We start from the raw sequence: 24,837 nt of genomic DNA on the forward strand, positions 1-24,837 counted from the left end.
GTGGTCGTCAACCTATTGAAGAAGTTACCGTTTTTAGAGAGGCAATTTAGCTCCCCAAGCCTCGTCTAGCAAAATGAAGACACTCACAACACTTTTTAACGAAAGCCGCAGCGATCTACACTCAGAAATCGAGAGAGCGACTAGCCTAGAGCAAGTAGTTAAGGTGGTGCAGAACCGACTTGACGAACTTGAAAGAAGTTATGTTGGCGAACTCAGTGTAACTCAGGTGCGTTTGGCTTCCTTTTTTTTAGAAGTGCTGCGGCAGTCTCTAAATACTCTGACTGCGATCGATTCTACGCAAGATTTAAGTATAGAACGGGGACAAATTTTTAGTCAAACTCCTAAATTTTCGCCAAAAAGCTTAATTCTAAAACTGCTCCAAGGACTCAGTTGTATTGGAATTTTAGGAGCATTGTTCTCCTCGTATTCAAATTCTTCGCAAGTCTGGATTGCAATTTTGTTGCTCTTTCTACTTATTGGGCTAGAAGTGGTATTTCAACTCAGTGCCAGCCAAGAAAATCGCTTAGATTCTGCTGTGCTAAAAGAAATACTTCCGTCAAAATCGCAAATTGATAAAGCTACTTTTTTAAATTGTTTAAGCGATGCCCTAAATACTATCGACCTTGCCGTTGCCGCTTCAGAAACCAAGAAGACAATTGATACTAGTGGCATAGAAGAATTGCCTGAACTTTTGAATTTTCTCCAAAGACTCAGTGGCGCGTCATTTCTAGCTCAACCGCAAATGACGCTCGAACTGGTGAAACTTCTGCCGCAAATTTTAATGGAGCAGGGAATTAGAATTCAGATGTATCGACCGGATGACGAATCTAGCCGTCGCGAGTATTTTGACTTCGAGCCAAATATAGACCGCTCGGCTCAAGACTACATTACTATAACCCCTGCCTTATGGAAGGGCGATCGCCTGTTACTTCGCGGTCGAGTCATTGAGCCATCTCGTTCTAAATCTGAAAATGAAAATATTGTGTCATCGTGAGTTGGTATAGCATCACTTTTAAATTCGAGCGAGATTGAGATTAGATATTACCTATAAATAATAGTATGAACGTGAAAGTTTCCGAAATAATTGGTTTCGATTTGGGACATGGTGAAACAGCTGTGGCGAAAGCACCAGCTCAAAGTATTGAATCTCCTCAGATGCTAGAAGTAAATCATAAAAAAAACCAAATAACTGCACTTGGCTGGCATCCCGAACTAGGCTATCTTGTGGGAGAACAAGCATTGATTCAAGCTGGTGTGACTCAATTAAAAATTGCTTTTAAGCAAAAACCAGATGAAGATCTAAATTCTAGAGAGACAATGCGTCGATTTCTAGAAACTTATTATCGCCTGCTGAAAGAAAGTAAACAAATTGAAGGTGGAACGGACAGTTATTTCTATGTTGGATGTCCTTCAGGGTGGACTTTGGACGACCGAGAGAAGTATCAACATTTATTAGAGTCAACTGGCATTCCATTATTAAGTGTCGTCCCTGAATCGCGGGCTGCTTTCATGCAAGCCAAAGAAGTCGGTAAGTTTGGCTACGACCAGCTCAAGTCATCAGTGCTGATTGTCGATATTGGTTCTTCGACTACAGATTTTACTCTAGTTAAGAGCTTTCATGAAATTCCCCTAGATTTTGGTAGTAACGCTCTAGGAGCCAGTCTGATAGACAAGGCAATTTTTGCTCGTACTCTTGCTAACCACGAACAGAAAGTTTTACTAGAAAAAGTGTTTGCAGAATATCCCCATCATCAAGCACGGTGCGAACTTGCCTGTCGTAAAGCGAAAGAAGATTACTTTTCTAACGAACAGATATACAGCGATTCTCAATCCTTCGCACGCGGTTTTGAGTCGATTAACGAACAGATTTTTTTTATTCCTAAAGTCAATCGGCAAATTATTACGGAGATTTTAAACCAACCCTTACCCGAACTAGAAAATAAAAGTTGGCAAGAGTCGTATCGTCAAGCAGTCAATGAAGCAAAGGAAAAACTAGAAAAACTTGGTGTAACACCCAAAGTTTTATTAATGACGGGTGGAGCATCTCGCATGAGTTTTACGCGCCAAATTTGCGAAGAAATTTTTCCCGAACCTGAAACTCAAGTTCGTCCCGATCCAGAACCAGAACGATGCATTGCATTAGGTCTAGCACGGGTAGGAAGATGGGAGCTACGCGCTAGTGCATTTAAAGCCGAAGTTGACAAACTATACGACTCGCACCAGATGAAAGAGGCGATCGCCAGAAATATTCCAGAGCTAATTAAGCTAATAACTCAGCCATTATCGATCGCTTTGGTTGAAAATGCTGTCAAACCCGGATTAAAAAACTGGAAAAACGGTCAAATCCGCACTCTGGCAGATCTGGAAAGTTGGATGAAAAGCCAAGCAGAACAGTGGCTAAAAAGCGATCGCGGTCGGCAACTCATCGATAATAAATGCGTGACTTGGTTTAATAGCAGCATTCAACCTGAAATCGCCGAGCGAACCGATCCAATTTGCCGTCAGTTTCAAATTCCTAGAAGCAGTTTAAGGCTAGAAAGTGGGATTGACCCAACTCTCGTCAATCCTGACTTACCGATAGGCGATGCTATCCTTGCCGATGCAGTGGCATTTACGATTAATTTGGTCATTGGCAGTGGTACTCTCGGTAGCATTATCGCTCTACTCTTAACTGGGCATTTAATTGTGCCGATCGCACTCGTTTATGGTGCAGCTCTCGTTGGTGGAGGAGTGGGCTTAAATCGGGAGAAAATTGAAGATGCGATTAAGGAAAAGCTGGATATTCCTAGTTGGATTCGTTTTGTGGCATTAGGAGATAAAACAATAGATAGTATCTGTGACAAAATGCAGCCCGAATTAGAGTCAAGTCTGAGGGAAAAAATGACCCAAGAGCGGCAGGCTTTTGACGAGCTGATTGAGAAGATCGGGCATCAGGTGAAGAAAGCTTTGCATACCAAAGCAGAAGAGGTGACAATCCTGATTCAATAGCAGGTGTTTTTTGTTGACTACTTCGTGTGAAGATCCCCCCAACCCCCTTAAAAAGGGGGGCATTGTTTCACTCATTGTGAGGGGGCTAGAGGGGATCGAATCTGTGACAATGACAAATGGGCTTGGTAAAGGAGGAAGTGTAGGCTGCCAGTGTTGTCCTCGATCGAAACTCCTCTAAAAGGCACAGTGGTACTACTTCATTGGAAAGACGCGATCGCATTGTTGTGTTTCTAGGATTGTAAGGGTTAGAAGTATGCAGTTTTTCACCACTTATGGATAATTCATTCACCCGTCCCTTAGCTGTCGTCACAGGTGCTTCCAGCGGGATCGGCTACGAACTTGCCAAACAGTTCGCCCAAAACGGCTTCGATCTCCTGATCGCAGCGAATAGTTCAAACCTGAACGAAGTTGCTCAGATGTTGGCAGGGATGGATGCAAAAGTCGAGACGGTGCAGGCGGATCTCGCTACCTATGACGGTGTTGAGGCGCTATATAAGAAGATTCAAGACACTAATCGAGCGGTAGATGCGATCGCCATTAACGCAGGTGTTGGTGTTGGCGGCGATTTTGCCCGCGAAACCGATCTACAAGACGAACTCAATTTAATTAATCTCAACGTTGTCTCGTCCGTCCATCTTGCCAAGCGGGTTGTCAAGGATATGGTAAATCGCGGCAAGGGTCGAATTCTTTTCACGTCATCGATCGCCGCCCTGATGCCTGGTTCCTTTGAGGCAGTCTATGCAGCTTCTAAAGCTTTTATCCAATCCTTCTCGGAAGGGTTGCGCAACGAGTTGAAGGACACAGGCGTAACTGTAACTGCGCTCATGCCTGGACCGACTGAGACTAACTTTTTCCACCGCGCGGGAATGGACGATACTAACGTAGGTGCAAATAAGAAGGACGATCCGGCTGAGGTTGCCAAGCAGGGATTTGAAGCCCTGATGAAAGGTAAGGATAGCATAATCGCTGGGTCGCTCGCGACCAAAATTCAGGGTGCGGTGAGCAAGGTCTTGCCCGATACCGTCAACGCCGAAATGCACCGCAAGCTGACTGAGCCAGGATCGGCTAGCAATTAATTTTGTGATGGAGATCGAGAGCATGAAAGACTTACGGCAAAAGTGGTCATTTTTGAGAGACGCGATCGTTAGATTGAGCGATCGCTCTGGGGAACATCGCGTTCTCTTATTCGATTCACATGATGCAGCCTATAATGTTGCTTTCATGCTCAACGGTGAATGGGATGAGTGTAATAGTGTGGTCATACCTAGCTCGGATGAAATAGCAATTAAAACTGCTGCTAGCTTGGTGGAAGCTAGATGGTGTGACAGCGGTAAGTCTTGTACTTTATTACCCAAACTAAGTGTTGAGACATTAAAACGGCGCTACGCAGTTGGAGACAGACACTTTATCAATGCCAATCTCATGTGCGCCGATCTCAGTCATCTCAATCTCAGTCAAATAAATTTCGGCTGGGCAAAGTTGAGAGGGGCTAACCTCAGTGGCGCAAATCTTAGCGGAGCTGACTTGACTGCGGCAGATTTGAGCGATGCTAATTTGAGTGGAGCTGACTTAAGCTTTGCAAACTTATCGAGGGCAGATTTAACCGGCGCAAATACGAGCGAGATCGATCTTAGTGGTGCTTGCTTGAGGGGTGCGATCGCCCAGATTAGAGGCGATCGCATCTCTTGACTCAAGCTACTCCAAGCTCGACAGTCATACCTGCATGGCGCAATCGCTCTGCCAGAACGTCACCGAGTCCAGTTGCAGGGGTGAGGATGCCCCCACATTGCCAACCGCCAGGTAGTTTGTCTCGATTCAAAGCCAAACACAGTGCTGACTCGCACAAAAATTTTACCGTGGCGCGATTGCCAGGATCGCCGCGATCGCCAATCAGCCCCCGTACTTTGCATCCGTCGCTCGTCAATCCTAAAAGTTCGCAGCGAAACCATCCCTCGTTCATTGTTTTCTCCGATGGACCGTTACCTGGTTGGGGTAAAAGGGGTTGCAGCAGATTACGGATTGGCGGTTGCTGGATTGCACCTGTAAATAGAGCCGTTGCAGCCGTAATCCCAACTGCTGGTAGCCATCCTAGCGGGGGGTCAAACTTCAGATATTCCTGGTAGGTAAAGTCAACGCCGTATGGTTCTTGCCACTGACTGTATAAGGCACTGCTGCGGCGTACCACGCGGGTATTAATCGCACCCATGAAAAATGGCGCTACCCACGTATCAATATCGGGATCGTATTGCGGGAATTGTGGATCTCGATTGCGTTCTATTTCTTCTGGGGAGCGATCGCCTGCTGGATCGAGTAGGAAAGGATTGCTGACTTGACTTAGCTGAGCCGAATCATAGAGGTTAAAAGCAGAAGCTAGAGTCCCACCGTTAAATCCGCCTATAGCTTGATAGTAAGCTTTCACCGCTCGGCAGGATGTTCCCAGTTCTTGTTGGATGTAGCGGACAATCAGGTAAGTCCCCAAATCCGAAGGCACGGAATCAAAACCACAGCAGGGAATAATGCGAGTACCATCGGCTGCGGCTCTGTCGTGGTAGCGATCGCAGAGTTCCTTCACCCAAGGAGTCTCGCCTGTAATGTCAACATAGTGGGTTTTGAAGCGCACGCAGGCATCAACAATTTTATTGCCATAGAGAGCGAATGGTCCTGCCGTATTGAGCAGTACCCGTGTCTGGGACACGATGTTATCTATGGCAGTTGTATCTTGGCTGTCTGCGACTAATACATCGACATTGACACCAACTTGCGCCTTTACCTGTTCGAGTTTTTCACGGTTACGACCTGCGATCGCCCAACGTACTTCGCCTGGAGTTACGTGCTGGGCAAAGTATTGCACTGTTTGCTTTCCAGTAAAACCACTAGCGCCGTAAAGCACGACATCGTATGGACGAGCGGTCATCGAACGGCATCCTCATTCATAAATTTAGCTACACGAATTGTAATTTGATAGAGTATTGCAGACAACTTTTCATCATTAGTTTCTAGTTCTGCTCGACCGATTCCATCTATGTAGCGCAAAATGCGTCTGATGGCATTGGCTATATCAATCAGAGATTCTTCTCCATCGGCAGTTCTATTGCAGTAATGGTCATGTTAGTTTTATCCCCAAGACTTCTAGTTGCCGATCTATCCAAGCGATCGCTCTTTCTACTACTGTTTTAGCAATTGGGCGATCGCTCCTACTCGCTGAATATTCTGCTTTTCTTTAAGTTTCAACCTATATGTAGTTTTATGTCATAAGAACGACATAAATTACAATTTTTCCCTCAACTCGATCGCTTTTAGTCACGAACAACGAAGTTATCGCGCCCCCAACTACAAGTATCCGTAGAGCAAAAATCAACCCAATGTCATAAAAATACGATCGCCATCGCTCTAGCTAGTGCATCCTTACTCGTCTGCTTTGATGGTTGTCACGCTAATGCTTGCATAGTACAAATGTTTTATAGTACGATACCAACGTGTGCAATGCACTTTTATGTGTGAGTGTATTGTTTGTTGTCAGCAGCCCTGGCGTGTGTTGTTATTCTGGGGCTGCTTTAATTTTGGAGAAATAGGAATTGCCGGATCAACTTTCTCTAAAAATATTTTGAGTGCAAAGACAACCTGTCCAACTAATGAAGCGAAAGTGTAGTTAAATGTGGAATTAGTTCGAGGCGATACCTGATGCCCGTTGTGTAGATCTTACGAATTGGTGTAAAAGCTTGAAAGGCTTGAAGAGAGAGGGAATGCGGATGAAAGGACTTGAACCTTCACACCTCTCGGTACTAGAACCTAAATCTAGCGCGTCTGCCAATTCCGCCACATCCGCATATCGGCTTTACGATTATAGCAGAGAATAAAAGATTTTTACTCGCTTCTCAAAGCGGCAATGGGATCTAATTTAGCAGCATTCCGAGCTGGGATGACTCCCGCTAGCAGTCCGACGACGAAAGAAAGCCCAAACCCACTCGCGATCGACCACAACGATACGATGAGGGGAAATTTGAAAATATTAGCAGCAGTAGCCGCGATCGCCACCCCTAACCCAATTCCCATCCCTCCACCAACTACAGAGACAACAACCGCTTCGGCTAAAAACTGAATTAAAATCGCCGCATTAGTCGCGCCTACAGCTTTGCGAATACCAATTTCTTTTGTCCGTTCGACAACTGAAACCAGCATGATATTGGCAATCCCGATCCCGCCAACGACTAGGGAAATCCCCGCGATCGCCACTACCATCACGGTAAATAGTCCTACTACACTACTAAACGTGTTGATAATATCGACCTGATTGATAATCCGAAAATCATCGGCTTGCGGTGGATAGATATTGTGACGCAAGCGTAAGAGGTTCGTGACTTGAAATTGTGCTGCATCTAACTGCGTCTCGTTACTAGCTGCTAACCAAAATCCGTTGATGGAAACTCCAGTCAAAGCATTATTTCCTACCAACCGCGCCGACATATTCGTTAACGGTACGTATACGCGATCGTCTTGATCTTGACCCCCAACCGCGCCTTTTGGCTCCATTACCCCCAGTACCTTATAACTTTGTCGCTGAATGCGAATATCGGCTCCTACTGGATTAACTTCTGCACCGAACAGTTGATCTCGCACCTTAGAACCCAACACTACAACTGGCTGAGCTGCATCTAAATCTGCTTGAGTAAAAAATTGTCCGACTTGGGGGCGAATATTTTTCACCTCAGAGTAATATAAATCCGTCCCGAGAACGCTAGTAGAAATATTCTGTCCGCCATAGACAACTTGAAACTGACGTTGTAAAAAAGCAGTCACTCCAATCGCTGCTGGAGCCTGTTGCGATACTGCTTTAGCATCTTCCCAAGTCAAAGTTGAAGCCGAACCCACCCCTTGATTAATCCCGCCACCAGTCGTAGACGCACCAGCAAGGACGAGCATCACATTCGTACCCAAAGCTTGAATTTGTTGCTCGGTAGATTTTTGTACTCCTTGTCCTACCGAAGTAATAGAAATCACGGAAGAAATACCAATAATTACACCCAGCATTGTCAATCCCGTGCGTAACTTATGGTTCCATAAAGATTCCGCCGCCATCCCGACAACTTCAGCAGTTGACACGGTGTTAGATTGCTTGGGAATAGGTTGTTTTTTGAACATGATGAATAATCGGGAGTCGGGAATCGGGGAAGAAGGCTGAGGGAGCTGAGGGAGCGATCGGGAGCTGAGGGAGCAGCTCAAAATTCAAAATTCACGCATTCACGCATTAATTCCGAATTCCGAATTCCAAATTCCGAATTCTCTCCACTACACCCCACACCCCACACCCCACTTACTACTAGCCACCAGCCACTAGCCACTAGCCACTCATAACTGATAACTGATAACTGTTCACCGTCGCGAACCCCCCATACCTGGGATTCCAGGCGTTCTGGTTTGGGGACGAGTTCCTGGCGGAAAGGTAATGAAGACTTTTTCGGTTCCCGTTAGTCCTGATAAAACTTGGGTTTTGTCATTTACAGTCACTCCGGTTTGGATGGGAGTGAAAACGGGATTGTTATTCTCGCTAGCAACAAATACACCCGTACCATTGGGCTGACGGGCGATCGCAACTGTGGGAACGGCGATCGCATTTTTCAGTTCGCCTGCTTTAAAATCAACATCAACGTTCATTCCCGATCGCAATTGCTGAGGAGTGGTGAGAATTGCAGCTTTAACTTGAAAACTCGTGACGTTCTGCTCTACGGTAGATTGAACGGCGATTTGAATCACTCGCCCTTTAAAAGTTCTGCCGGGATAAGCATCAGCTCGAAAATTAATTTCTTGTCCGATGCGAATTTGAGCAATATTACTTTCTGATACGTTGGCGACAACCTGATTGTTCGCCGCCAGTGCCAAGATAGAATTGGAAGTTGCGCCAGATACAGAACTACCTGCGGTGGTGGGAGTGACGAAAGCACCGGGATCGGCATATTTTTGCGCTACTACACCACTAAAAGGAGCTGCGATCGCCGTATCCTTAATTTGTGTTTGAATATTCTGTAATGCCCCTCGTGCTTGTTCGACTTGAGCGCGGGCTTGGGCGATATCTTCAGGACGCGAACCATTTTGTTGTAATGTTAAAGCTTGCTGCGCTCTATCCACGGCGGCTTTGGCACTATTGTAAGCAGCGCGGGACGTAATTAAGTCTCGACTAGAAATCGCTCCAGAGGCGAATAACTGCTCGTTTTGGCGCAGATTTGAGGTTGCTTCTTCTAAGGTTGCTTGAGTATTTTGTAACTCTGCTTGCGCTTGAGCGATATCTTCAACGCGATTCCCCGCTAGTAATTTTTGTAAATTTGCTTGCGCTTCTGCTAATCTTCCCCTGGCTTCGGTTAATTGTCCTTGTAGGTTTGAATCATCCATGTAGGCGATAATTTGCCCTTGCTTGACCCAATCTCCTTCTTTTACCAACAGGCTTTTCAGCCTTCCCGAACTTTTAGGGCTGACATTAATCGATCGCTCTGGTTTAATTGTGCCATTAGCTGCAACAGTTACGGATAAATTCAATCGTTCTACTGGAACAGATAAGGCTTGGCGCTGGGCGGCTTGACGGGGAACAATGACAATTTGACGATAAACAATGTAGCTACCTGCGGCTACGAAGCCAAGCAAGAACATCCCCAGCACCCACTTAGTAATTCCTACTTTCTTTATGTCTTTCACGCGCAATGAGAACGCCCTGAATCAGGCAAATCAGTTTTCATTTTAGCTTCACGCTCAGCAATACACTCACCACACCAATTCTGTGCCACCATCTTAGAAACTAGTTCGTTCAACCTCATGTAGAAAAGGTCACGATCGCCCTATGACTTTAGTCATGGTTATCAGTTATCAGTAAAGAAAGGGTGTAGGGTGTGGGGTGTGGGGTGTGGGGTGTGTGGGGTGTAGAGAATTTTGAATGCGTGAATTGTTTTGCTCCCTTGTCTCCCCCCTCTCCCTTGTCCCAATTTTGACTTTTGACTTTTGACCTTTGACTTTTAAACCTTGTGACTCGTCCCATTCAACCTCAGAATCACCCGTTTCCATTTCTGCTCTATCTAGAGTGGGCATTATTGGCGATCGCAATTTGGACTGAATTATTACCTAATCCCAGTCTCCGGTTTCCCAGATTTCCTTTGCTAACGCTACTCAGTATCACTGGTTTTGGATTAATGGGTTTGAGATTACCCACGGGTAAGCTAATCTACAAAGTTATTTATACTGCATTTGAAATTGTCCTAATCTTATTCACTTCTTTAACTGGTAGTCGAGCGATCCGTCTGTTTCCTTTCCTTTACTTACTTCTCGTAACTCGGAGTTGTCTGATTTTTGAACTACCAGGAAGATTATTGATTACGGGTTTATCTTTTACTTTCTTTCTATTAACTTTGCAGCGCCGTTTTCATCGCATTCCTGCACCGCCAATGGCTCAAGAACGGTTGCGTTTTTTTCCGTTCCTCTTAGCATTATTATTTGGGTTAGTTTTAATTTTTGTATTATTGTTAATGAATGCAGTTTTGGCTGAGCGTCAAAGTCGAGAAAAACTGGCGATCGCTAACGAACAATTACGAAAATATGCATTGAGAATTGAAGATCAAGCGACTTTGCAAGAACGCAGTCGCATTGCACGGGAAATTCACGATTCTCTCGGACACTCATTAACAGCACTCAACCTTCAACTGGAAACGGCACTAAAACTTTGGCTGAGCGATTCTACTAGAGCTTACACGTTCCTCACACAAGCAAAAAAATTAGGTTCTCAGGCTTTGCAAGATGTGCGCCAGTCAGTTTCAGCGCTGCGCGATCCCCTGTTGGGACGTTCTTTGGAGCAAGCGATCGCATCTCTCGCTGAGGATTTTGGGCGCTCCACTGGGATTATTCCTTTATGTCAAATTCAACTTGTCGATTCCATCACGATAGAAGTTTCTACAGCGATCTACCGCATCGTCCAAGAAGCATTGACAAATATTAGTAGATATGCGTTAGCTACTGAAGTTAAAATTGAATTACAAGTTACGAAAAACCATTTAAAATTAACAATTGCTGACAATGGGAAGGGATTTCAATTAAGTCAAAATACCACTGGTTTTGGGTTGCAAAGTATGCGCGATCGCGCCCAAGTATTAGGAGGTGAATTGAATATTAATACCGCTCCAAACTCAGGTTGCACGATTGTCGCTGATATTCCTTTACATAGATGATGAAAAAACGAGCATAGAGGGATTTGAACCCCCGACCCTCAGAACCGGAATCTGATGCTCTATCCACTGAGCTATATGCCCTTGCACTCGGATATTATAGCATAGCAAGTTAAATGGCAAGCGATCGCGCTTTTTAACCTAGAATATTACGGCGCGATCGCCATGAATTTGTATGGCGCACATAAATTTGTAGGGGCGCACATCTGTGCGCCCCTACAGCTCGATCGCTAAATTACCCCAGCCAATCCTAAAGATAACCCAGCCTTCCAACTGGCAAGATCGGACAAAGAGCGATCGCGATACCTGCCGTATCTGAGCTGTTTCTGCTTAATTTTCTCGCCTAAGTCGGGCAAAATGCCAAAATTAGGTGGCATCGGTTGAAAATGTTTTGGAGCAGCAGAACTGATAAATTCAAATAATGCCCCCATCATTGTCGCCGGTGGTAAAACCAACGGATCTTTACCCAAAAGAATTCTCGCTGCATTCGTTCCCGCCAGCCAGCCACCAGCCGCCGCCGCTGTGTAACCTTCCGTCCCGATTAATTGTCCCGCACCCAACAAAGTCGGACGACTTTTAAACTGCAATGTCGGTTGCAATAATTGCGGGGCATTAATAAACGTATTGCGGTGCATCACTCCCAGCCGCACGAACTCGGCATTTTCCAAACCTGGAATCATCTGAAATATCCGCTTTTGTTCGCGCCAGCGTAAATTCGTTTGAAATCCAACCATATTCCACAACTGCCCCGCCTTATCTTCTTGGCGCAGTTGTACCACCGCATAAGGGCGTTCTGATTGATTTTCTGGGGCGCGAAAGTCTCCCTTGCGGGCATCAAACAACCCTACAGGCTTGAGAGGACCGTAGCGCATGGTATCTTCCCCGCGTCGGGCAAGTTCTTCAATCGGTAAACAAGCTTCAAAAAATTTAGCATTTTCGCGCTCAAAATCCTTTAATTCCGCTTGTTCTGCTCCACACAACGCTTGCCAAAATTGCAAGTATTGCGTTTTATTCAGCGGACAATTGAGATAGGCTGCATCGCCTTTGTCGTAGCGAGAAGCGAGAAAAGCAATATCGCGGTTAATCGATTCGCCTACAATAATTGGACTTGCGGCATCGAAAAAGCTGAGATATTCCATTCCCGTGAAGCGGTGCAAATCTGCGGCTAAATCGGGACTGGTTAAAGGACCCGTCGCCAACACGACAATTCCCTCTGGAATGGCGTGAAGTTCGCCCCGTCGTAATTCAATCAAGGGGTGACGAGACAGGGTTTCAGTTAAATCTTGGCTAAACTGTCCTCTATCTACAGCTAAAGCACCACCAGCAGGGACGGCGTGACTGTCAGCTTTACCTATTACCACAGAACCCAATTGACGTAGTTCTTCATGCAACAATCCCGAAGCGCGATCGCTTGCTTGCGCCCCAAAAGAATTACTACAGACTAATTCTGCTAAATGTTCCGTATGGTGGGCGGGACTCGATCGCAGCGGACGCATTTCATGCAAAATAACTGGTATTCCCGCCTGGGCAATTTGCCAAGCTGCTTCTGTCCCAGCTAATCCACCACCGATAACTTGAATTACATTGTCATTTGTCATTTGTCATTTGTCATTGGTAGTTGACAGTTGACGGTTGACTGTTAACTGTCAACTGTCAACCGTTAGCTATATCTGTAATAAATTTGTAATAAATCTGGGTGCTGGCAGGATAATTAAAACGAGCAAAGCTAAGACTAGCAGACCAATGATATCGCGTTTGTTGTCTAGTTCGGTTACGTCGTTGAGGGCTGGTTCGTCAGCGATGGGCATGAAAAAGAGAATGATCGCCCACAACCAAAATCCAGGTTGGACTAAAGCTAATCCTAAAACCAAAAACCGCGCAATTTGTCCGATCGCGGCTCCAGTGCGCTGTCCAAACATAGCATGGACGATGTGACCGCCATCGAGTTGTCCTACGGGCATGAGGTTCAGCGCCGTGACTACGAGTCCTAGAAAACCCGCGATCGCCACTGGGTGTAAATCGATCGCTTTATCTGCCGTTAGTTGAGCGCCTAATGCTAATTTACTCAAGACTGCTAGTAAAATCGAATATCCTGGGTTGAGGGCATCGGGGTCGAGAGTTCCTGCTTTTTCTGGGATTGGCACGACTTGAGAGTTTGCTAAACCCCAGATCAGCAGCGGTAATGTTGCCACAAATCCAGCTACGGGACCAGCAATACTAACATCAAATAAGGCTTTCCGGTTGGGTACGGGGCTGCGCATTTGAATAAATGCCCCAAACGTACCGGGAAAGAAAGGAATAGGAATGAAATAAGGTAGTGTAACCAGAATTTTATGAAATCTAGCTGTTAAATAGTGACCCATTTCGTGAATGCCTAAAATCGCCAGTAAAGCTACGGCATAAGGCAATCCTTCATGTAATTGAGTGATAGTTGCTGATGGTGTGGTACTAACATTAGAGCTAGCTAATTGCACGCCAACGACGGCAGTTGTAAATAAAGTGGCTGCAACTAAGCCTACGGCTAAAAACGGTCTAGAGAGCTGCGATCGCTCCGCTGGTCTATCTTTTCGCGCTTGGGGATTGGGAACTAGGGCAAAGAAAGGTTTGCTGTTGAGTCCTTCCTGCAATAGGACTAAAAAGCGATCGCCAAATTGATTTTCAATATTTCGGCGAATTTTCTCGTAAGCATCTGTCGGAGAAGTGCGGAGTTGTCCGCGACAGATCACGGCTTGGGGTCGATATTCAATATTGTGAATGTAGAAAGCTGACCAAGGAAAGCAATCCCTCAGTTGAGCTTCTTCTGCTGGCTCGATCGGGCGAACTGGTGTCGGTTCTGGTGTTGGTTCTGGGTTAGAATTGACTGCTGCTGGGTTAGCAGTTGGTGGCGCGGGTGACATCCCTCTCCGTCCCCACTGAATCAGCAGCCAGTACAAAACTGGGCAAACGACAAACGGACCGATCGCCAGAGCAATAGGCAGCGGTTGATCTGGACCGTAGACTGCCATCCATATGCTCCAAATTAAGGCTGGTGTCATCAGTACGAGCCATAACAGCCAAACGGGTGTCCGCGTCATGCCAGCGACACTGCGCCGCACGATGATATAAGTAAATAGTCCCAGGAGGAGGAGAAACCAAAATTCCATGTCTGTTGCAGTTGTACTGAGTGGGTATCGCGTCTAGGCGATGTAGACAAGTCAGTTGAGAATACTTATCTTTCACCTCCTATTTGTCGTGCCAATGCCATAATTTTTCTCGCCACATAAGATCGCAATAAGACTCTAAATTCAACCTTGACCCCTCACTAATCATTCCCGAACTTTGCAAAACCAACCTACCCGTTCTCCCAAACTACCACAAGCAATTTGGTATAACGTATTTGCGTTTCCACCCAATAGAGATACGTTAGGAGGAACTGCTTATCTTATTGTAGAAAATCAAGGCAATATTCTGATAGACTCCCCAAGCTGGGACGAAGTAAATCAGGAATATCTCAATTCTCTAGGTGGAGTCCGCTGGTTATTTATGACGCACAGAGGTGCGATCGGTCAAACGCGACACCTGCAAGCAACATATAACTGCGAGATTATCATTCAAGAACAAGAAGCCTATTTGTTGCCGGGATTAAGAGTTACGACTTTTGAGCGAGAATTCGACCTGGGAAATGGCATTGAGACGATCTGGACACCCGGACATTCGCCTGGTTCTGCTTGTCTTTACTACCCGCAGCATGGGGGGATTTTATTCTCTGGTCGTCATATTCTTCCCAATCTTCAAGGCGAACCAGCGCCGTTGAGAACGGCAAAAACTTTTCACTGGTTGCGCCAATTACGCAGCGTCAAACTGATTTGCGATCGCTTTACCCCAGAAACCCTACAATACATCTGCCCTGGGGCAAATACGGGGTTTCTGCGGGGTCAGCGATTTATTAGCAATGCCTATGAGAGATTGAATTGTGGTAGTTGGTAGTTGACAGTTGACAGTTGACAGTTAACAGTTGTCAGGGTGTGGGGTGTGGGGTGCGGGAAGTGTGGGGTGTAGTGAGTGGTTAGTCATAACTACTGTCTTCACTGATAACTGGTTACTGGTCACTGATAACTGCTCGTGCGCTCCCTGCTCCCTGCTCCCTTGCTTTGTGAAACCTAATCCCCACAAAGACATCATAGAGAAAACTCCAAAAATCTTTTCCTTGCCAGATACCTAGCGTTTGAGGACTGCCTTTGGCATCTAAAAGATGTTTGGTAGCGTGGTATGCGGGTTGGTATTTATACCAGGGAATTGAGGGCCATAGATGATGAGTGAGGTGATAATTCTGCCCGCCAATTAATAGATTCAGTACCGGATTGGGGTAAACTCTGGCATTTGTCCAACGTCCGCGATCGCTAAATGGGCGATGGGGTAGATAGTCAAAAAATAATCCCAAAGTCAGACCCACAACCGCAGTTGGGATAAACCAAAAATTGAGGATATAACCCAAAAAGTGATATTGAATTGAGATGTAAAAAATTGCTGCGACAATTGCACGGCTAATAAACCACTCTAATAATTCGTATTTTCGCCACAATCGCCGCTGAAAGAAAAAGACTTCATGATAGAAGAAGCGAGCATTAATTAACCAGAGAGGACCACCAGTAGAGACAAAATGATCTGGATCGTTTTCTGGGTCGTTAACATGGGCGTGGTGCTGTAGGTGTACCCGCGTAAATACGGGAAACGAAAAAGCTAACATCATGGCGCTGCCATGCCCTAAAATTGCATTGATCGTTCGATTAGGATGGGCAGCTTGGTGGCAAGCATCGTGAATCACAGTGCCAGACATATGAATGGCAAGAACGTTAATGGTAAAGCAGCACCAGTGTTGCCACTCCCACAGCCAGTAACCGCAGTTGGATAATACCAATAAAGTCATGGCTGCTAGAAACATCCACACATCGGGATTGATTTTCTCAGGAGGTGCTAAAAACTCCTTGGGAACTGTCAGCGGCTTCTTTGCCTCCGACGCGATCATCTTGACTCCTTTTGCTATCGGTTGTTGCAAATTATGTTGCAAATTATTATGGTACGTTCACTAGAATACTAAAGTTTTGTGTAGCATAAGTCATTTTTACTACTGCTACTAGCAATTTATTCTCTGGCGATCGGGTGATATACCGATCGCAGTACGATCTGTAGTTTGTTATCCCCTTGTAAAGTTGTCTTCATGCAGTCAATAGACTCCGTTCGTCGCACTAAAATCGTCGCTACCATTGGTCCCGCTACTAGTAGCCCAGAAGTCCTCAAGGCATTGATTGAGGCTGGAGCAACCACTTTGCGGCTGAATTTTTCCCACGGCACTCACGCCGACCATCAACGCAGCATTCGCCTGATCCGGCAAACCGCTTTTGAATTGGATCGTCCAGTTGGAATTTTACAAGACTTGCAAGGACCAAAAATTCGCCTGGGTAAGTTTGAGACTGGCTCGATTCAAGTGGGTCGGGGCGATCGCTTTACTTTAACTAGCGATCGCATTGTCGGGACTCAAGAGCGCAGTTGCGTGACTTATGACCTGCTAGCCGATGAAGTCCCCGTAGGAGCGTCAATTTTACTGGATGATGGGCGAGTCGAAATGCTGGTGGAAGATGTCGATCGCAGCAATCGAGAATTGCACTGTTGCGTCACTGTGGGGGGCATTCTTTCTAATAATAAAGGGGTCAATTTTCCTGGGGTCTATCTATCCATTAAGGCAATGACAGATAAAGACCGCGAAGATTTACTTTTCGGTCTAGATCAAGGTGTAGATTGGGTCGCCCTTTCTTTCGTCCGCAATCCCCAAGACATCTTAGAAATTAAAGAAATTATTTCTAATGCAGGGAAGCAAGTGCCTGTAGTGGCGAAAATTGAGAAACATGAGGCGATCGACCAAATGGAGGCGATTTTACCTCTATGTGATGGCGTGATGGTGGCTAGAGGGGATTTGGGGGTAGAACTACCAGCGGAAGACGTGCCGATCTTGCAAAAGCGGTTGATCGTGACGGCAAATCGCTTAGGTATCCCAATTATCACGGCGACCCAAATGTTAGACAGCATGGTTCACAGTCCCCGACCGACTCGCGCTGAAGTCTCGGATGTGGCAAATGCGATTTTGGATGGTACGGATGCGGTGATGTTGTCGAATGAGACGGCGGTGGGGAAATATCCAGTGGAAGCCGTGGCAACAATGGCAAAAATTGCCGTGCGGATCGAACAGGAACAGGCTCTAGCCTCGCCTCCAGCTCATATCAAAGATGCGCGGCGATCGATCCCCAATGCGATCAGTCAAGCAGTAGGACAGATTGCCGAACAATTAGAAGCATCTGCAATTATGACGATGACCAAGACAGGTTCGACGGCGCGGAATGTGTCTAAATTTCGACCTCAGACTCCAATTCTTGCCGTTACTCCCCATGTTGATATCGCGCGACAATTGCAGATGGTATGGGGGGTAAAACCGCTGCTAGTACTGGATTTAGCTTCAACGGGACAAACGTTTCAGTCGGCTCTCAATGTGGCACTAGAGAAAAATCTCTTAACAGAAGGAGATTTGGTCGTGATGACGGCTGGGACGCTTCAGGGAGTATCGGGATCGACAGACTTGATTAAGGTAGAAGTGGTGACAGCTTTACTCGGTCAAGGGATTGGCATCGGTCAGGGTTCCGTCAGCGGTCGCGCTCGGGTAGCTCACGCTGGGATAGATGTGAGTAAATTTAATCCTGGGGAAATATTGGTTGCGCCTCGAACTTCTGCCGATTTTGTCGATGCGATCCGCAAAGCCGCAGGAATTATCACCGAAGATGAGAGTCTTACCAGTCATGCTGCGGTATTGGGTTTGCGTTTGGGGATTCCCGTCATTGTGGGAGTCAAACGCGCTACCGAAGTGATTCGAGATGGGGCTATTTTGACTTTAGATATGCAGCGGGGTTTGATTTATTCTGGGGCTGTGGGGGGTTAAGTAGAAGAGGCGATCGCATTCTGTTTGAGAAATTAAGATTGAGGATGCGATCGCGTTTCATAGATCGTCTTTCGTAAGACTCTTACCGATATCTCAGGAAATCAAACAATCGTTACTTGAGGTTCCACATTTGCCTCTTAATTAGCCATTCTCCCGAGTCCTCTTGATGGAAAAGCCAGGTCTTCGTAGTTTTGTATGAATTTGTCACCCCATCAGCGTAGGCAACAGTGTTTACATTGCCTTGTGCAACTCCATATACCCATCGATCGTCAATCCGTAGGGCATCAAGGGGTGTCAAATGAACAGTCCATTTCGCAACATCATAGTCCTTCTGTTCGCTCTTTGAAATCTCGTCCGAACCATATTCAGGCTCCGATCCTGGTGGAATCCGAATCGCATCTGTGGCGAATAACTTCCGATAGGCTGTCGAATCGTTTGCACTAACAGCTGCCTGATACTTTTCACACATTGCCTTGAGAACCTCGTTCGCGTCAATCATAGTTCGCTCCTTGGTTAGGTTGCTCTTTCCTATTCCACAGCAGGTGAGCAGTATTGGTATAACCGAAGCCAACTTCTCGCACCGGATCTCATGGCAGCATCTCCATGCAGATGAATATAGTCGAACTCATCGATCCAAGAGTAGTTTTGAGTTAAAACTGGGTGAGATCGCTATGCATTCTTGTGCAGCGAGTAGTTAGGATAAACTCCACAAAAGTTTCCTAACCTAAATACTTAACCGCCACCAGCTTGACATATTTATATTTTTACACTACCTAATTCGTAGCGGTTCTCGCAACAGTAAATTACAAATCTTTGAGAACATTAAACTGAATCGAAATATTGAGTAAAGCGATCGCATATCTGATTGCTTTGATTCTAAGGATAGGCGATCGCACGGTCTATTAGGCACTCAGCCTGTTTCAGCTTCTCGACTAAAATAGCCGTTACTTTGGCTTCCTTCGGTCAGTCCAATGCACTAGGGACAATCGGCTTTCGCTAATTGCTCAGTTAGTTCTCGATCTTCTTGTTTGTAGATCGCATTTTCTGTTTGAATAAAGATGTTTGCTAAAGCAGCATAAGCTTCAGCCCACGCCGAAATCACTTCATCCGTTGCAGCATCTTGCAAAACATCTTTCATCGCCTGCAACAGCTTTTCACCAATCAGCGGATATTGCTCTGGTAGTATGCGAGTTTCTACATGACGATGGGCAATTTTATCTACTGCGGTAGCCAATTCATCTAGGCGGTCAATATGAGTCGCATAGGCGTAAACAGCCGCAGCTAATTTGTATGCTTGCCCGCCACCGTCTAGATGCTGCATCCAAGTCGTTTCAAAGCTGCGTTTATAGTCAGGTCGTTCTTCAAATGCAATTTGATACATCCGCCTGGTAATTTCTTCACCTTTTTCTTTAATAATCGGTGCAGTTGCCTTAACAATTTCAATTGTTTTTTGACTAACCATTATTTCAAGTTCTCCTCTTACGATCGAGACTGTTGGGAAACTAAGAGATAACTATTAATACAATTGACTTTTTCTATCTCATATCTTCAACATGGTTATGACACTAAATTTTGCGAGCTAACTTTTCTCGCTAGGGAATTAGACCGCTATATTATTCGTATAATATAATACACTAACGTTTGCGTTATTAGGCAGAGAACTGCAACGTGACACAGCCAACAGCCGTGTTAATTTCTTTTCTTGTTTTAGAGCTAATTGACAATAACAATGATGGGTCGAGGGGTGCGCAGTCCACTCGACCCTTGAGAATTTATGGGATATTAGACCGGATGAAAATAGAAAGCTAAGCCCAAGACTGTATAGGTTGCTAATAACAAAGTTCCTTCTAACCAGTTAGAACGTCCATCTAAACTAATCAGATTTGCAACTAATACAGCGATCGCTACAGCGACAGCTTCAAATGGATTGAAATCTAAATCCATCGGTTGTCCGATCGCAGTTCCAACAATTACCAATACAGGAGCCATAAACAATGCTACCAAAAGGCTCGAACCCATCGCGATCGAAACAGACAAGTCCATATTATTTTTGACTGCAACTCGCACCGCTGTCACGTATTCTGCCGCACCACCAACCAGAGGTAACAGCACCACACCTGTAAACAGGGGAGTTAATCCCAATCCAGCGGTAGCTTCTTCCACCTGACCGACAAACAACTCTGACTCGTAAGCAACGGCAAGTGTGGCGGCGGCTAGAACGCCAACCCACAGCCAGAGATTGGGTTTATGGGTAGACGATTCAGACTCAGGTTGAGCTTCATTTTCCAAATCTACCAATCCCACATCGTATAAATAGCTGTGGGTTTTCAACGAAAATAGCAGCGTCATTCCGTAGACAACAATTAACACGACTGCGGCTGCAATGGAGAGATTTTTAATCGCTACTGGTTCTATGCCGCTAGAAGTTTCGATCACCAGCGTTGGTAGAATAATTGCGATCGCAGCTAATGTCATGGAAGAACCATTCACCCGCGCTACCACAGGTTGAAAGTCCTGTTCTTTGTAACGCAAACCTCCCAACAACATCGCCAAACCCATAGCTAAGAGTAGATTGCTGATAATACTACCCGTGATACTGGCTTTGACAATATCAACCAATCCTTCCTTGAGGGCAACTAGGGCGATAATTAACTCTGTAGCATTGCCAAATACGGCATTTAACAACGCACCAATTGAGGAACCTGTAACGATCGCCACTTCCTCCGTCGCCGTACTCAGCCAAATTGCTAAAGGGACGATTGCGATCCCCGACGTGATAAATATTGTCAGCGATCCCCACTCTAAATATCGAGCTGCGATCGAGATGGGAATGAAAACCAACAATCCAAGCGAGATAATATTCTTGATTGACATGAGGGATTATCCGATACCGTCAATTACGGGGTGGAAATAAAACGCCAACCCCAACACCGCATATGCAGCTAACAGCAATGTACCCTCTAACCAGTTCGAGCGACCATCGGAACTAATAGAATTTGCAATTAATACCGATACTGCTACCGCTACCAGTTCAAACGGATTGAAGTTGAGATCCATTGGCTGTCCCAACACCCAGCCAGTTATCACCATTACGGGAGCGACAAATAGAGCAATCTGCAAGCTCGATCCCAAAGCTACGGATACCGAAAGATCCATTTTATTTTTCATTGCCAGGGTAACGGCTGTAGCGTGTTCTGCGGCATTACCAATGATGGGGACTAAAAAGATTAATTATCGGTACAACCGATTTTAAGCGGAGGTAATGGGTAATGGGTAATTCGCAATTCGCGCCTTTTCGCAATCAACGTGTACGGACGGGTTTTGCGTGCAGATTTCTGGTCATAGACGTGAATCTTTGCTAAACCCGCCCCTACAATACCCGATCGCTGATAACTGATAACTGATAACTGATAACTGATTTGTAACCAATCGTGTAGATTCGTGAACCGATCCCCAAACCTAGTTGCAAAAATATTAAGCCAAGCTTAAATAAACCTAAACTTGCAGTTTAATAAGATCGAGTGCGATCTCATGCTTGAAAGCAAGGTCAAGCTAGGGTGCGACTGACTTCAACAGCTGCCATCAGTTACCGATTTACCCCCAGCTATCTCGATCTCTGCTTCATTTGAGTTTTAATCTAGAGTCTTAAGCACGTTATTTCACATAGCTACTCCTTTGAGCAATATAGGGTAGCAAATTGTAAAAATTAATTTTTGTAATTTGGATATAACTTTCATGACCTCTGCTGCCGATCTTCCAGCTGCTGAATCAAATTTTCCGCTCGATCTCGATGCAAAGCATCAGGTAAGTCTCAATCCCCTGCAAACGGCTACAGGTGTATACGTGACCGTTCACGGTCATTTCTATCAGCCACCTCGCGAGAATCCTTACTTAGATGCGATCGAGCGTCAGCCTAGTGCTGCACCCGCTCACGACTGGAACGAACGCATCCACCATGAATGCTATCGTCCAAATGCTTTTGCCAGGGTATTGAACGATCGCGGTGAAGTTTTGGGGATCGTTAACAACTACGAGTATTTCAGCTTCAATTTCGGTTCTACACTGCTGTCTTGGTTAGAGCGTTACGATTTGGAGGTGTATCAGCGGATAATTGAAGCAGACCGCAACAGTTGCGCCCGTCTTAACGGTCATGGTAATGCGATCGCTCAAGTTTACAATCACATCATCCTACCTCTAGCTAACGAACGCGATAAATACACTCAAATTCGCTGGGGTATAGAGGATTTTCGCTCCCGTTTTGGGCGCGATCCCGAAGGAATGTGGTTGGCGGAAACTGCGGTAGATTATCCTACCCTAGAGGCTTTGGTAGCAGAGGGAATTCGCTTCATTATTCTTGCTCCCTCCCAAGCCCAACGCTGTCGAACGATTCCCACAGACGAACAGCCAGTAACTCAGTGGCACGAAGTTGGGGGCAGCCAGATCGATCCCACTCGCCCTTATCGTTGCTTTCTCGAAGGGGTGAGGAGTGAGGAGCGAGGAGTGAGGGGATCGGAAATTAACAACGGTCATCCCGACTCCCGACTCCCGACTCCCGACTCCCGCCCGTACATCGATATTTTCTTCTACGATGGTCCAATTTCGCGGGACATGGGTTTCAGCGATGCACTCAGCAATTCCCATCACTTTATCGGACGGATGGGACTGGCAATTCGTGGGGATCGCCGTTCGGCACAGTTAATTTCTGTTGCTACAGATGGTGAAACTTTCGGACATCACAAAGGTGGTACGGAAAAAACCTTCGCCTATGCCTTTACAGAAGAATTTCCCCGCCGAGGTTGGACGGTAACGAACTACGCCCATTATCTCAGCCTCGATCCGCCAACTTGGGAAGTCGAACTCAAACCCGTCACTGCTTGGAGTTGTTCGCATGGTGTAGACCGCTGGCAAGATGATTGTGGTTGCGGTGGTGGTGGTGAGTGGCATCAAAAATGGCGGCGACCCCTACGCAACGCCCTCGATTGGCTGCGCGATCGCTTAATTGATGTTTACGAAACTGCTGCTAAAAGTTTATTCTGCGATCCCTGGTTAGTACGGGATGAATATATTCAAGTCATTCGCGATCGCTCGGTGGCTAATGTTCAACGCTTCCTCTCGCGCCATCAATCCCATCCGCTGACGGACTCAGAAAGAGTCGATGCCCTGCGGTTGTTGGAAATGCAGCGTCATGCCTTGTTAATGTATACGAGTTGCGGTTGGTTCTTTGAAGAAATCTCCCGTCCCGAAGGCACGCAAATTTTGCGTTATGCTGCTAGAGCTTTGGAACTTGCCGAAGATGTGGCAGGCGTGCAACTGGAAAAAGAATTTATCAACCGTCTCAGCCTTGCCCCTAGTAATGTCGAGTTTTTCGGTCATGGGGCGGAAGTCTACCGTCAACTGGTGCTAACTGCCCAGGTTAACTTTCAGCAAATTGCTGCTCAATATGCCATTACTTCTTTGTTTAGGAAACAGGAGATCGGCTCTAACGGTCAACGGTCAACGGTCAACAGTCAACTGGATCGCTTTTCTACGACCCACTGCCCGCTTCCTACTCCCCATATCTATTGCTATACAGTCAATCAGCTAGACTACCAATGGCAGCGCGTCGGGACGCTGACTCTAGCTGTAGGGCAATTGGAACTCATGTCGGAAATCACCTGGGAGAAGGAAGAGTTAGTATTTGCCGTGTTGCATCTGAGTGGCTGGGATTTTCATTGCTGCATTCAGCCATTTACAGGGTGGCGATCGTACAACCAGATGAAAGAGCAAGTGTTTGAGTCTTTGCAACAAGCTAGCGCCGCCCATGCGATTCAGAAGATGATTCAAATATTTGGCGATCGCTCGTTCAATTTGCAAGATTTAATTGCCGAGGAACGTCACCGAATCGTCCAGATGTTGAGTCAGGAAAGCTTGACGCGGTTAGATCTGCTCTACACCCAAGTTTACCGGGATAACTATGGGGTACTCATGGCTTACCACCGCGATTATTTACCCGTCCCCCAAGAGTTGCAAGTTGCAGCTGAGATTGCTTTAGGTAGTCGCTGTTCGGATTTGGTGCGATCGCTGTGTGAAGAAATTGGGGATCGAGACACTTGGGAACACTTGGCAGAATTAGAAGCAGTCGCGACAGAAGCTAACTTGTTACGCTGTCAGTTGAAGTTACCAGAAGTCAAACAAAGTCTAGAACAGCTGATGCTGCGATCGCTCTGGCAACTATTACACGGTGATGCTGCTGTAGAAGAAGAAACTCAAAAAATCGAGCGTTCGATCGATATCGGTTGTCAGCTCAATCTTGGCTTATCTTTGGCGCGCGTCCAAGAAGTTTACTGCCGCTGTTTGCACGGTCAAATTATCCCGCAGTGTCTCCAAATTCTTGACGGTGACGTAGAAAGTCGAAATGGCGATCGTCCGATGTGGGATTTGACGCAGTTGCGCTATTTATTGAGGTTGGGACAAAAATTATCTGTAGATGTTGGCGGGTGGTTGGATCGGATTGGGTAGACAGAATTAGGAGTCACGCACTGGAAACAAAAGATCTCGATCCCCCCTGACCCCCCTTAAAAAGGGGGGGGGAATTGAAAGCCCCCTTTTTAAGGGGGTTGGGGGATCTTCAAGATCCTTGCATCACTAACCGAGATCTACTGGCACTCTACCCAGGCAAGAAATTTCTCCTTAAGATCGAAGTAGAAA

Annotated in this window: 18 protein-coding genes, 2 tRNA genes and 1 pseudogene; 8 read left to right on the forward strand and 13 right to left on the reverse strand. The window is 46.1% G+C overall.

Features of this window, described 5'->3' with window-relative positions; genetic code table 11:
• The first annotated feature begins 73 nt into the window (after window positions 1–73).
• The 4 genes from QH73_RS09885 to QH73_RS09900 all read left to right on the forward strand — a co-directional run bounded on the left by QH73_RS09885 (window position 74) and on the right by QH73_RS09900 (window position 4,677).
• Complete coding sequence (locus QH73_RS09885; protein WP_039716566.1) at window positions 74–994, forward strand: hypothetical protein; 921 nt, start codon at window positions 74–76, stop codon at window positions 992–994.
• A gap of 71 nt (window positions 995–1,065) precedes the next feature.
• Entirely contained in the window at window positions 1,066–2,988 is a 1,923-nt protein-coding gene (locus QH73_RS09890; RefSeq protein WP_039717659.1) for an Hsp70 family protein, read from the forward strand.
• A 272-nt stretch (window positions 2,989–3,260) separates the two neighbouring features.
• Entirely contained in the window at window positions 3,261–4,064 is an 804-nt protein-coding gene (locus QH73_RS09895; RefSeq protein WP_039716565.1) for an SDR family NAD(P)-dependent oxidoreductase, read from the forward strand.
• Between the two features lie 22 nt (window positions 4,065–4,086).
• Window positions 4,087–4,677, forward strand: a complete 591-nt coding sequence (locus tag QH73_RS09900; RefSeq protein WP_039717658.1) for a pentapeptide repeat-containing protein — start codon at window positions 4,087–4,089, stop codon at window positions 4,675–4,677.
• A gap of 1 nt (window position 4,678) precedes the next feature.
• Here the strand turns inward: QH73_RS09900 and QH73_RS09905 are convergent, their stop codons facing one another.
• The 5 genes from QH73_RS09905 to QH73_RS09925 all read right to left on the reverse strand — a co-directional run bounded on the left by QH73_RS09905 (window position 4,679) and on the right by QH73_RS09925 (window position 10,059).
• On the reverse strand, window positions 4,679–5,902 hold the full coding sequence (locus QH73_RS09905; protein ID WP_039716564.1) for a saccharopine dehydrogenase family protein: 1,224 nt from the start codon (window positions 5,900–5,902) through the stop codon (window positions 4,679–4,681).
• 830 nt (window positions 5,903–6,732) lie between these two features.
• A tRNA-Leu gene (locus QH73_RS09910) sits at window positions 6,733–6,814 on the reverse strand.
• A 38-nt stretch (window positions 6,815–6,852) separates the two neighbouring features.
• The gene (locus QH73_RS09915; protein WP_039716563.1) at window positions 6,853–8,127 is read right to left on the reverse strand and encodes an ABC transporter permease; all 1,275 of its coding nucleotides are present in this window, start codon (window positions 8,125–8,127) and stop codon (window positions 6,853–6,855) included.
• A gap of 231 nt (window positions 8,128–8,358) precedes the next feature.
• Complete coding sequence (locus QH73_RS09920) at window positions 8,359–9,627, reverse strand: efflux RND transporter periplasmic adaptor subunit (RefSeq protein WP_132866959.1); 1,269 nt, start codon at window positions 9,625–9,627, stop codon at window positions 8,359–8,361.
• 213 nt (window positions 9,628–9,840) lie between these two features.
• A complete protein-coding gene (locus tag QH73_RS09925) occupies window positions 9,841–10,059 on the reverse strand; it encodes a hypothetical protein (RefSeq protein ID WP_165587636.1) in 219 nt (72 codons plus the stop codon).
• Between QH73_RS09925 and QH73_RS09930 the strand changes: the two genes are divergently transcribed.
• Window positions 9,996–11,189 carry a sensor histidine kinase gene (locus QH73_RS09930; protein WP_039716562.1) on the forward strand — a complete coding sequence of 398 codons (1,194 nt, stop codon included), beginning with the start codon at window positions 9,996–9,998 and terminating at the stop codon, window positions 11,187–11,189. The two genes, QH73_RS09925 and QH73_RS09930, sit on opposite strands and share 64 nt — an antisense overlap.
• An 8-nt stretch (window positions 11,190–11,197) precedes the next feature.
• On the opposite strand, the gene QH73_RS09935 is transcribed toward QH73_RS09930, so the two are convergent.
• The 3 genes from QH73_RS09935 to QH73_RS09945 form a co-directional block, all read right to left on the reverse strand.
• Window positions 11,198–11,270, reverse strand: a tRNA-Arg gene (locus QH73_RS09935).
• 146 nt (window positions 11,271–11,416) lie between these two features.
• The gene (gene trmFO / locus QH73_RS09940) at window positions 11,417–12,784 is read right to left on the reverse strand and encodes an FADH(2)-oxidizing methylenetetrahydrofolate--tRNA-(uracil(54)-C(5))-methyltransferase TrmFO (protein WP_039716561.1); all 1,368 of its coding nucleotides are present in this window, start codon (window positions 12,782–12,784) and stop codon (window positions 11,417–11,419) included.
• A 66-nt stretch (window positions 12,785–12,850) separates the two neighbouring features.
• Entirely contained in the window at window positions 12,851–14,329 is a 1,479-nt protein-coding gene (locus tag QH73_RS09945; protein ID WP_039716560.1) for a site-2 protease family protein, read from the reverse strand.
• Between the two features lie 175 nt (window positions 14,330–14,504).
• Here QH73_RS09945 and QH73_RS09950 point away from each other — a divergent pair, with 175 nt between their 5' ends.
• A complete protein-coding gene (locus QH73_RS09950; protein ID WP_039716559.1) occupies window positions 14,505–15,152 on the forward strand; it encodes an MBL fold metallo-hydrolase in 648 nt (215 codons plus the stop codon).
• Window positions 15,153–15,264: 112 nt separating this feature from the next.
• Here the strand turns inward: QH73_RS09950 and crtR are convergent, their stop codons facing one another.
• Window positions 15,265–16,191 carry a beta-carotene hydroxylase gene (gene crtR / locus QH73_RS09955; RefSeq protein WP_039716558.1) on the reverse strand — a complete coding sequence of 309 codons (927 nt, stop codon included), beginning with the start codon at window positions 16,189–16,191 and terminating at the stop codon, window positions 15,265–15,267.
• A gap of 192 nt (window positions 16,192–16,383) precedes the next feature.
• Between crtR and pyk the strand changes: the two genes are divergently transcribed.
• The gene (gene pyk / locus QH73_RS09960) at window positions 16,384–18,150 is read left to right on the forward strand and encodes a pyruvate kinase (RefSeq protein ID WP_039716557.1); all 1,767 of its coding nucleotides are present in this window, start codon (window positions 16,384–16,386) and stop codon (window positions 18,148–18,150) included.
• 112 nt (window positions 18,151–18,262) lie between these two features.
• On the opposite strand, the gene QH73_RS09965 is transcribed toward pyk, so the two are convergent.
• The 4 genes and pseudogenes from QH73_RS09965 to QH73_RS09980 form a co-directional block, all read right to left on the reverse strand.
• The gene (locus tag QH73_RS09965) at window positions 18,263–18,649 is read right to left on the reverse strand and encodes a YybH family protein (RefSeq protein ID WP_039716556.1); all 387 of its coding nucleotides are present in this window, start codon (window positions 18,647–18,649) and stop codon (window positions 18,263–18,265) included.
• 477 nt (window positions 18,650–19,126) lie between these two features.
• Window positions 19,127–19,612: a globin domain-containing protein gene (locus QH73_RS09970; RefSeq protein WP_039716555.1), complete on the reverse strand. Its 486-nt coding sequence runs from the start codon at window positions 19,610–19,612 to the stop codon at window positions 19,127–19,129.
• A 320-nt stretch (window positions 19,613–19,932) separates the two neighbouring features.
• Window positions 19,933–21,024, reverse strand: a complete 1,092-nt coding sequence (cax, locus tag QH73_RS09975; RefSeq protein ID WP_039716554.1) for a calcium/proton exchanger — start codon at window positions 21,022–21,024, stop codon at window positions 19,933–19,935.
• A 6-nt stretch (window positions 21,025–21,030) separates the two neighbouring features.
• Window positions 21,031–21,378: pseudogene (locus QH73_RS09980) on the reverse strand (calcium:cation antiporter family protein); the annotation flags it as partial.
• Between the two features lie 507 nt (window positions 21,379–21,885).
• Here QH73_RS09980 and QH73_RS09985 point away from each other — a divergent pair.
• The gene (locus tag QH73_RS09985; RefSeq protein WP_039716552.1) at window positions 21,886–24,648 is read left to right on the forward strand and encodes a DUF3536 domain-containing protein; all 2,763 of its coding nucleotides are present in this window, start codon (window positions 21,886–21,888) and stop codon (window positions 24,646–24,648) included.
• Window positions 24,649–24,837: the final 189 nt, after the last annotated feature.

Origin of the sequence: Scytonema millei VB511283 (assembly GCF_000817735.3) — a bacterium.
In the GTDB taxonomy this organism is placed as follows: domain Bacteria; phylum Cyanobacteriota; class Cyanobacteriia; order Cyanobacteriales; family Chroococcidiopsidaceae; genus Chroococcidiopsis; species Chroococcidiopsis millei_B.

Bases quoted from the DNA above. Each gene is read 5' to 3' on its own strand.
- QH73_RS09885 (WP_039716566.1), top strand. From the start codon at position 74: ATGAAGACACTCACAACACTTTTTAACGAAAGCCGCAGCGATCTACAC.
- QH73_RS09895 (WP_039716565.1), top strand. From the start codon at position 3,261: ATGGATAATTCATTCACCCGTCCCTTAGCTGTCGTCACAGGTGCTTCC.
- QH73_RS09900 (WP_039717658.1), top strand. From the start codon at position 4,087: ATGAAAGACTTACGGCAAAAGTGGTCATTTTTGAGAGACGCGATCGTT.
- QH73_RS09905 (WP_039716564.1), bottom strand. From the start codon at position 5,902: ATGACCGCTCGTCCATACGATGTCGTGCTTTACGGCGCTAGTGGTTTT.
- QH73_RS09915 (WP_039716563.1), bottom strand. From the start codon at position 8,127: ATGTTCAAAAAACAACCTATTCCCAAGCAATCTAACACCGTGTCAACT.
- QH73_RS09920 (WP_132866959.1), bottom strand. From the start codon at position 9,627: ATGTTCTTGCTTGGCTTCGTAGCCGCAGGTAGCTACATTGTTTATCGT.
- QH73_RS09925 (WP_165587636.1), bottom strand. From the start codon at position 10,059: ATGCCCACTCTAGATAGAGCAGAAATGGAAACGGGTGATTCTGAGGTT.
- trmFO (WP_039716561.1), bottom strand. From the start codon at position 12,784: ATGACAAATGACAATGTAATTCAAGTTATCGGTGGTGGATTAGCTGGG.
- QH73_RS09945 (WP_039716560.1), bottom strand. From the start codon at position 14,329: ATGGAATTTTGGTTTCTCCTCCTCCTGGGACTATTTACTTATATCATC.
- crtR (WP_039716558.1), bottom strand. From the start codon at position 16,191: ATGATCGCGTCGGAGGCAAAGAAGCCGCTGACAGTTCCCAAGGAGTTT.
- pyk (WP_039716557.1), top strand. From the start codon at position 16,384: ATGCAGTCAATAGACTCCGTTCGTCGCACTAAAATCGTCGCTACCATT.
- QH73_RS09965 (WP_039716556.1), bottom strand. From the start codon at position 18,649: ATGATTGACGCGAACGAGGTTCTCAAGGCAATGTGTGAAAAGTATCAG.
- QH73_RS09970 (WP_039716555.1), bottom strand. From the start codon at position 19,612: ATGGTTAGTCAAAAAACAATTGAAATTGTTAAGGCAACTGCACCGATT.
- cax (WP_039716554.1), bottom strand. From the start codon at position 21,024: ATGTCAATCAAGAATATTATCTCGCTTGGATTGTTGGTTTTCATTCCC.
- QH73_RS09985 (WP_039716552.1), top strand. From the start codon at position 21,886: ATGACCTCTGCTGCCGATCTTCCAGCTGCTGAATCAAATTTTCCGCTC.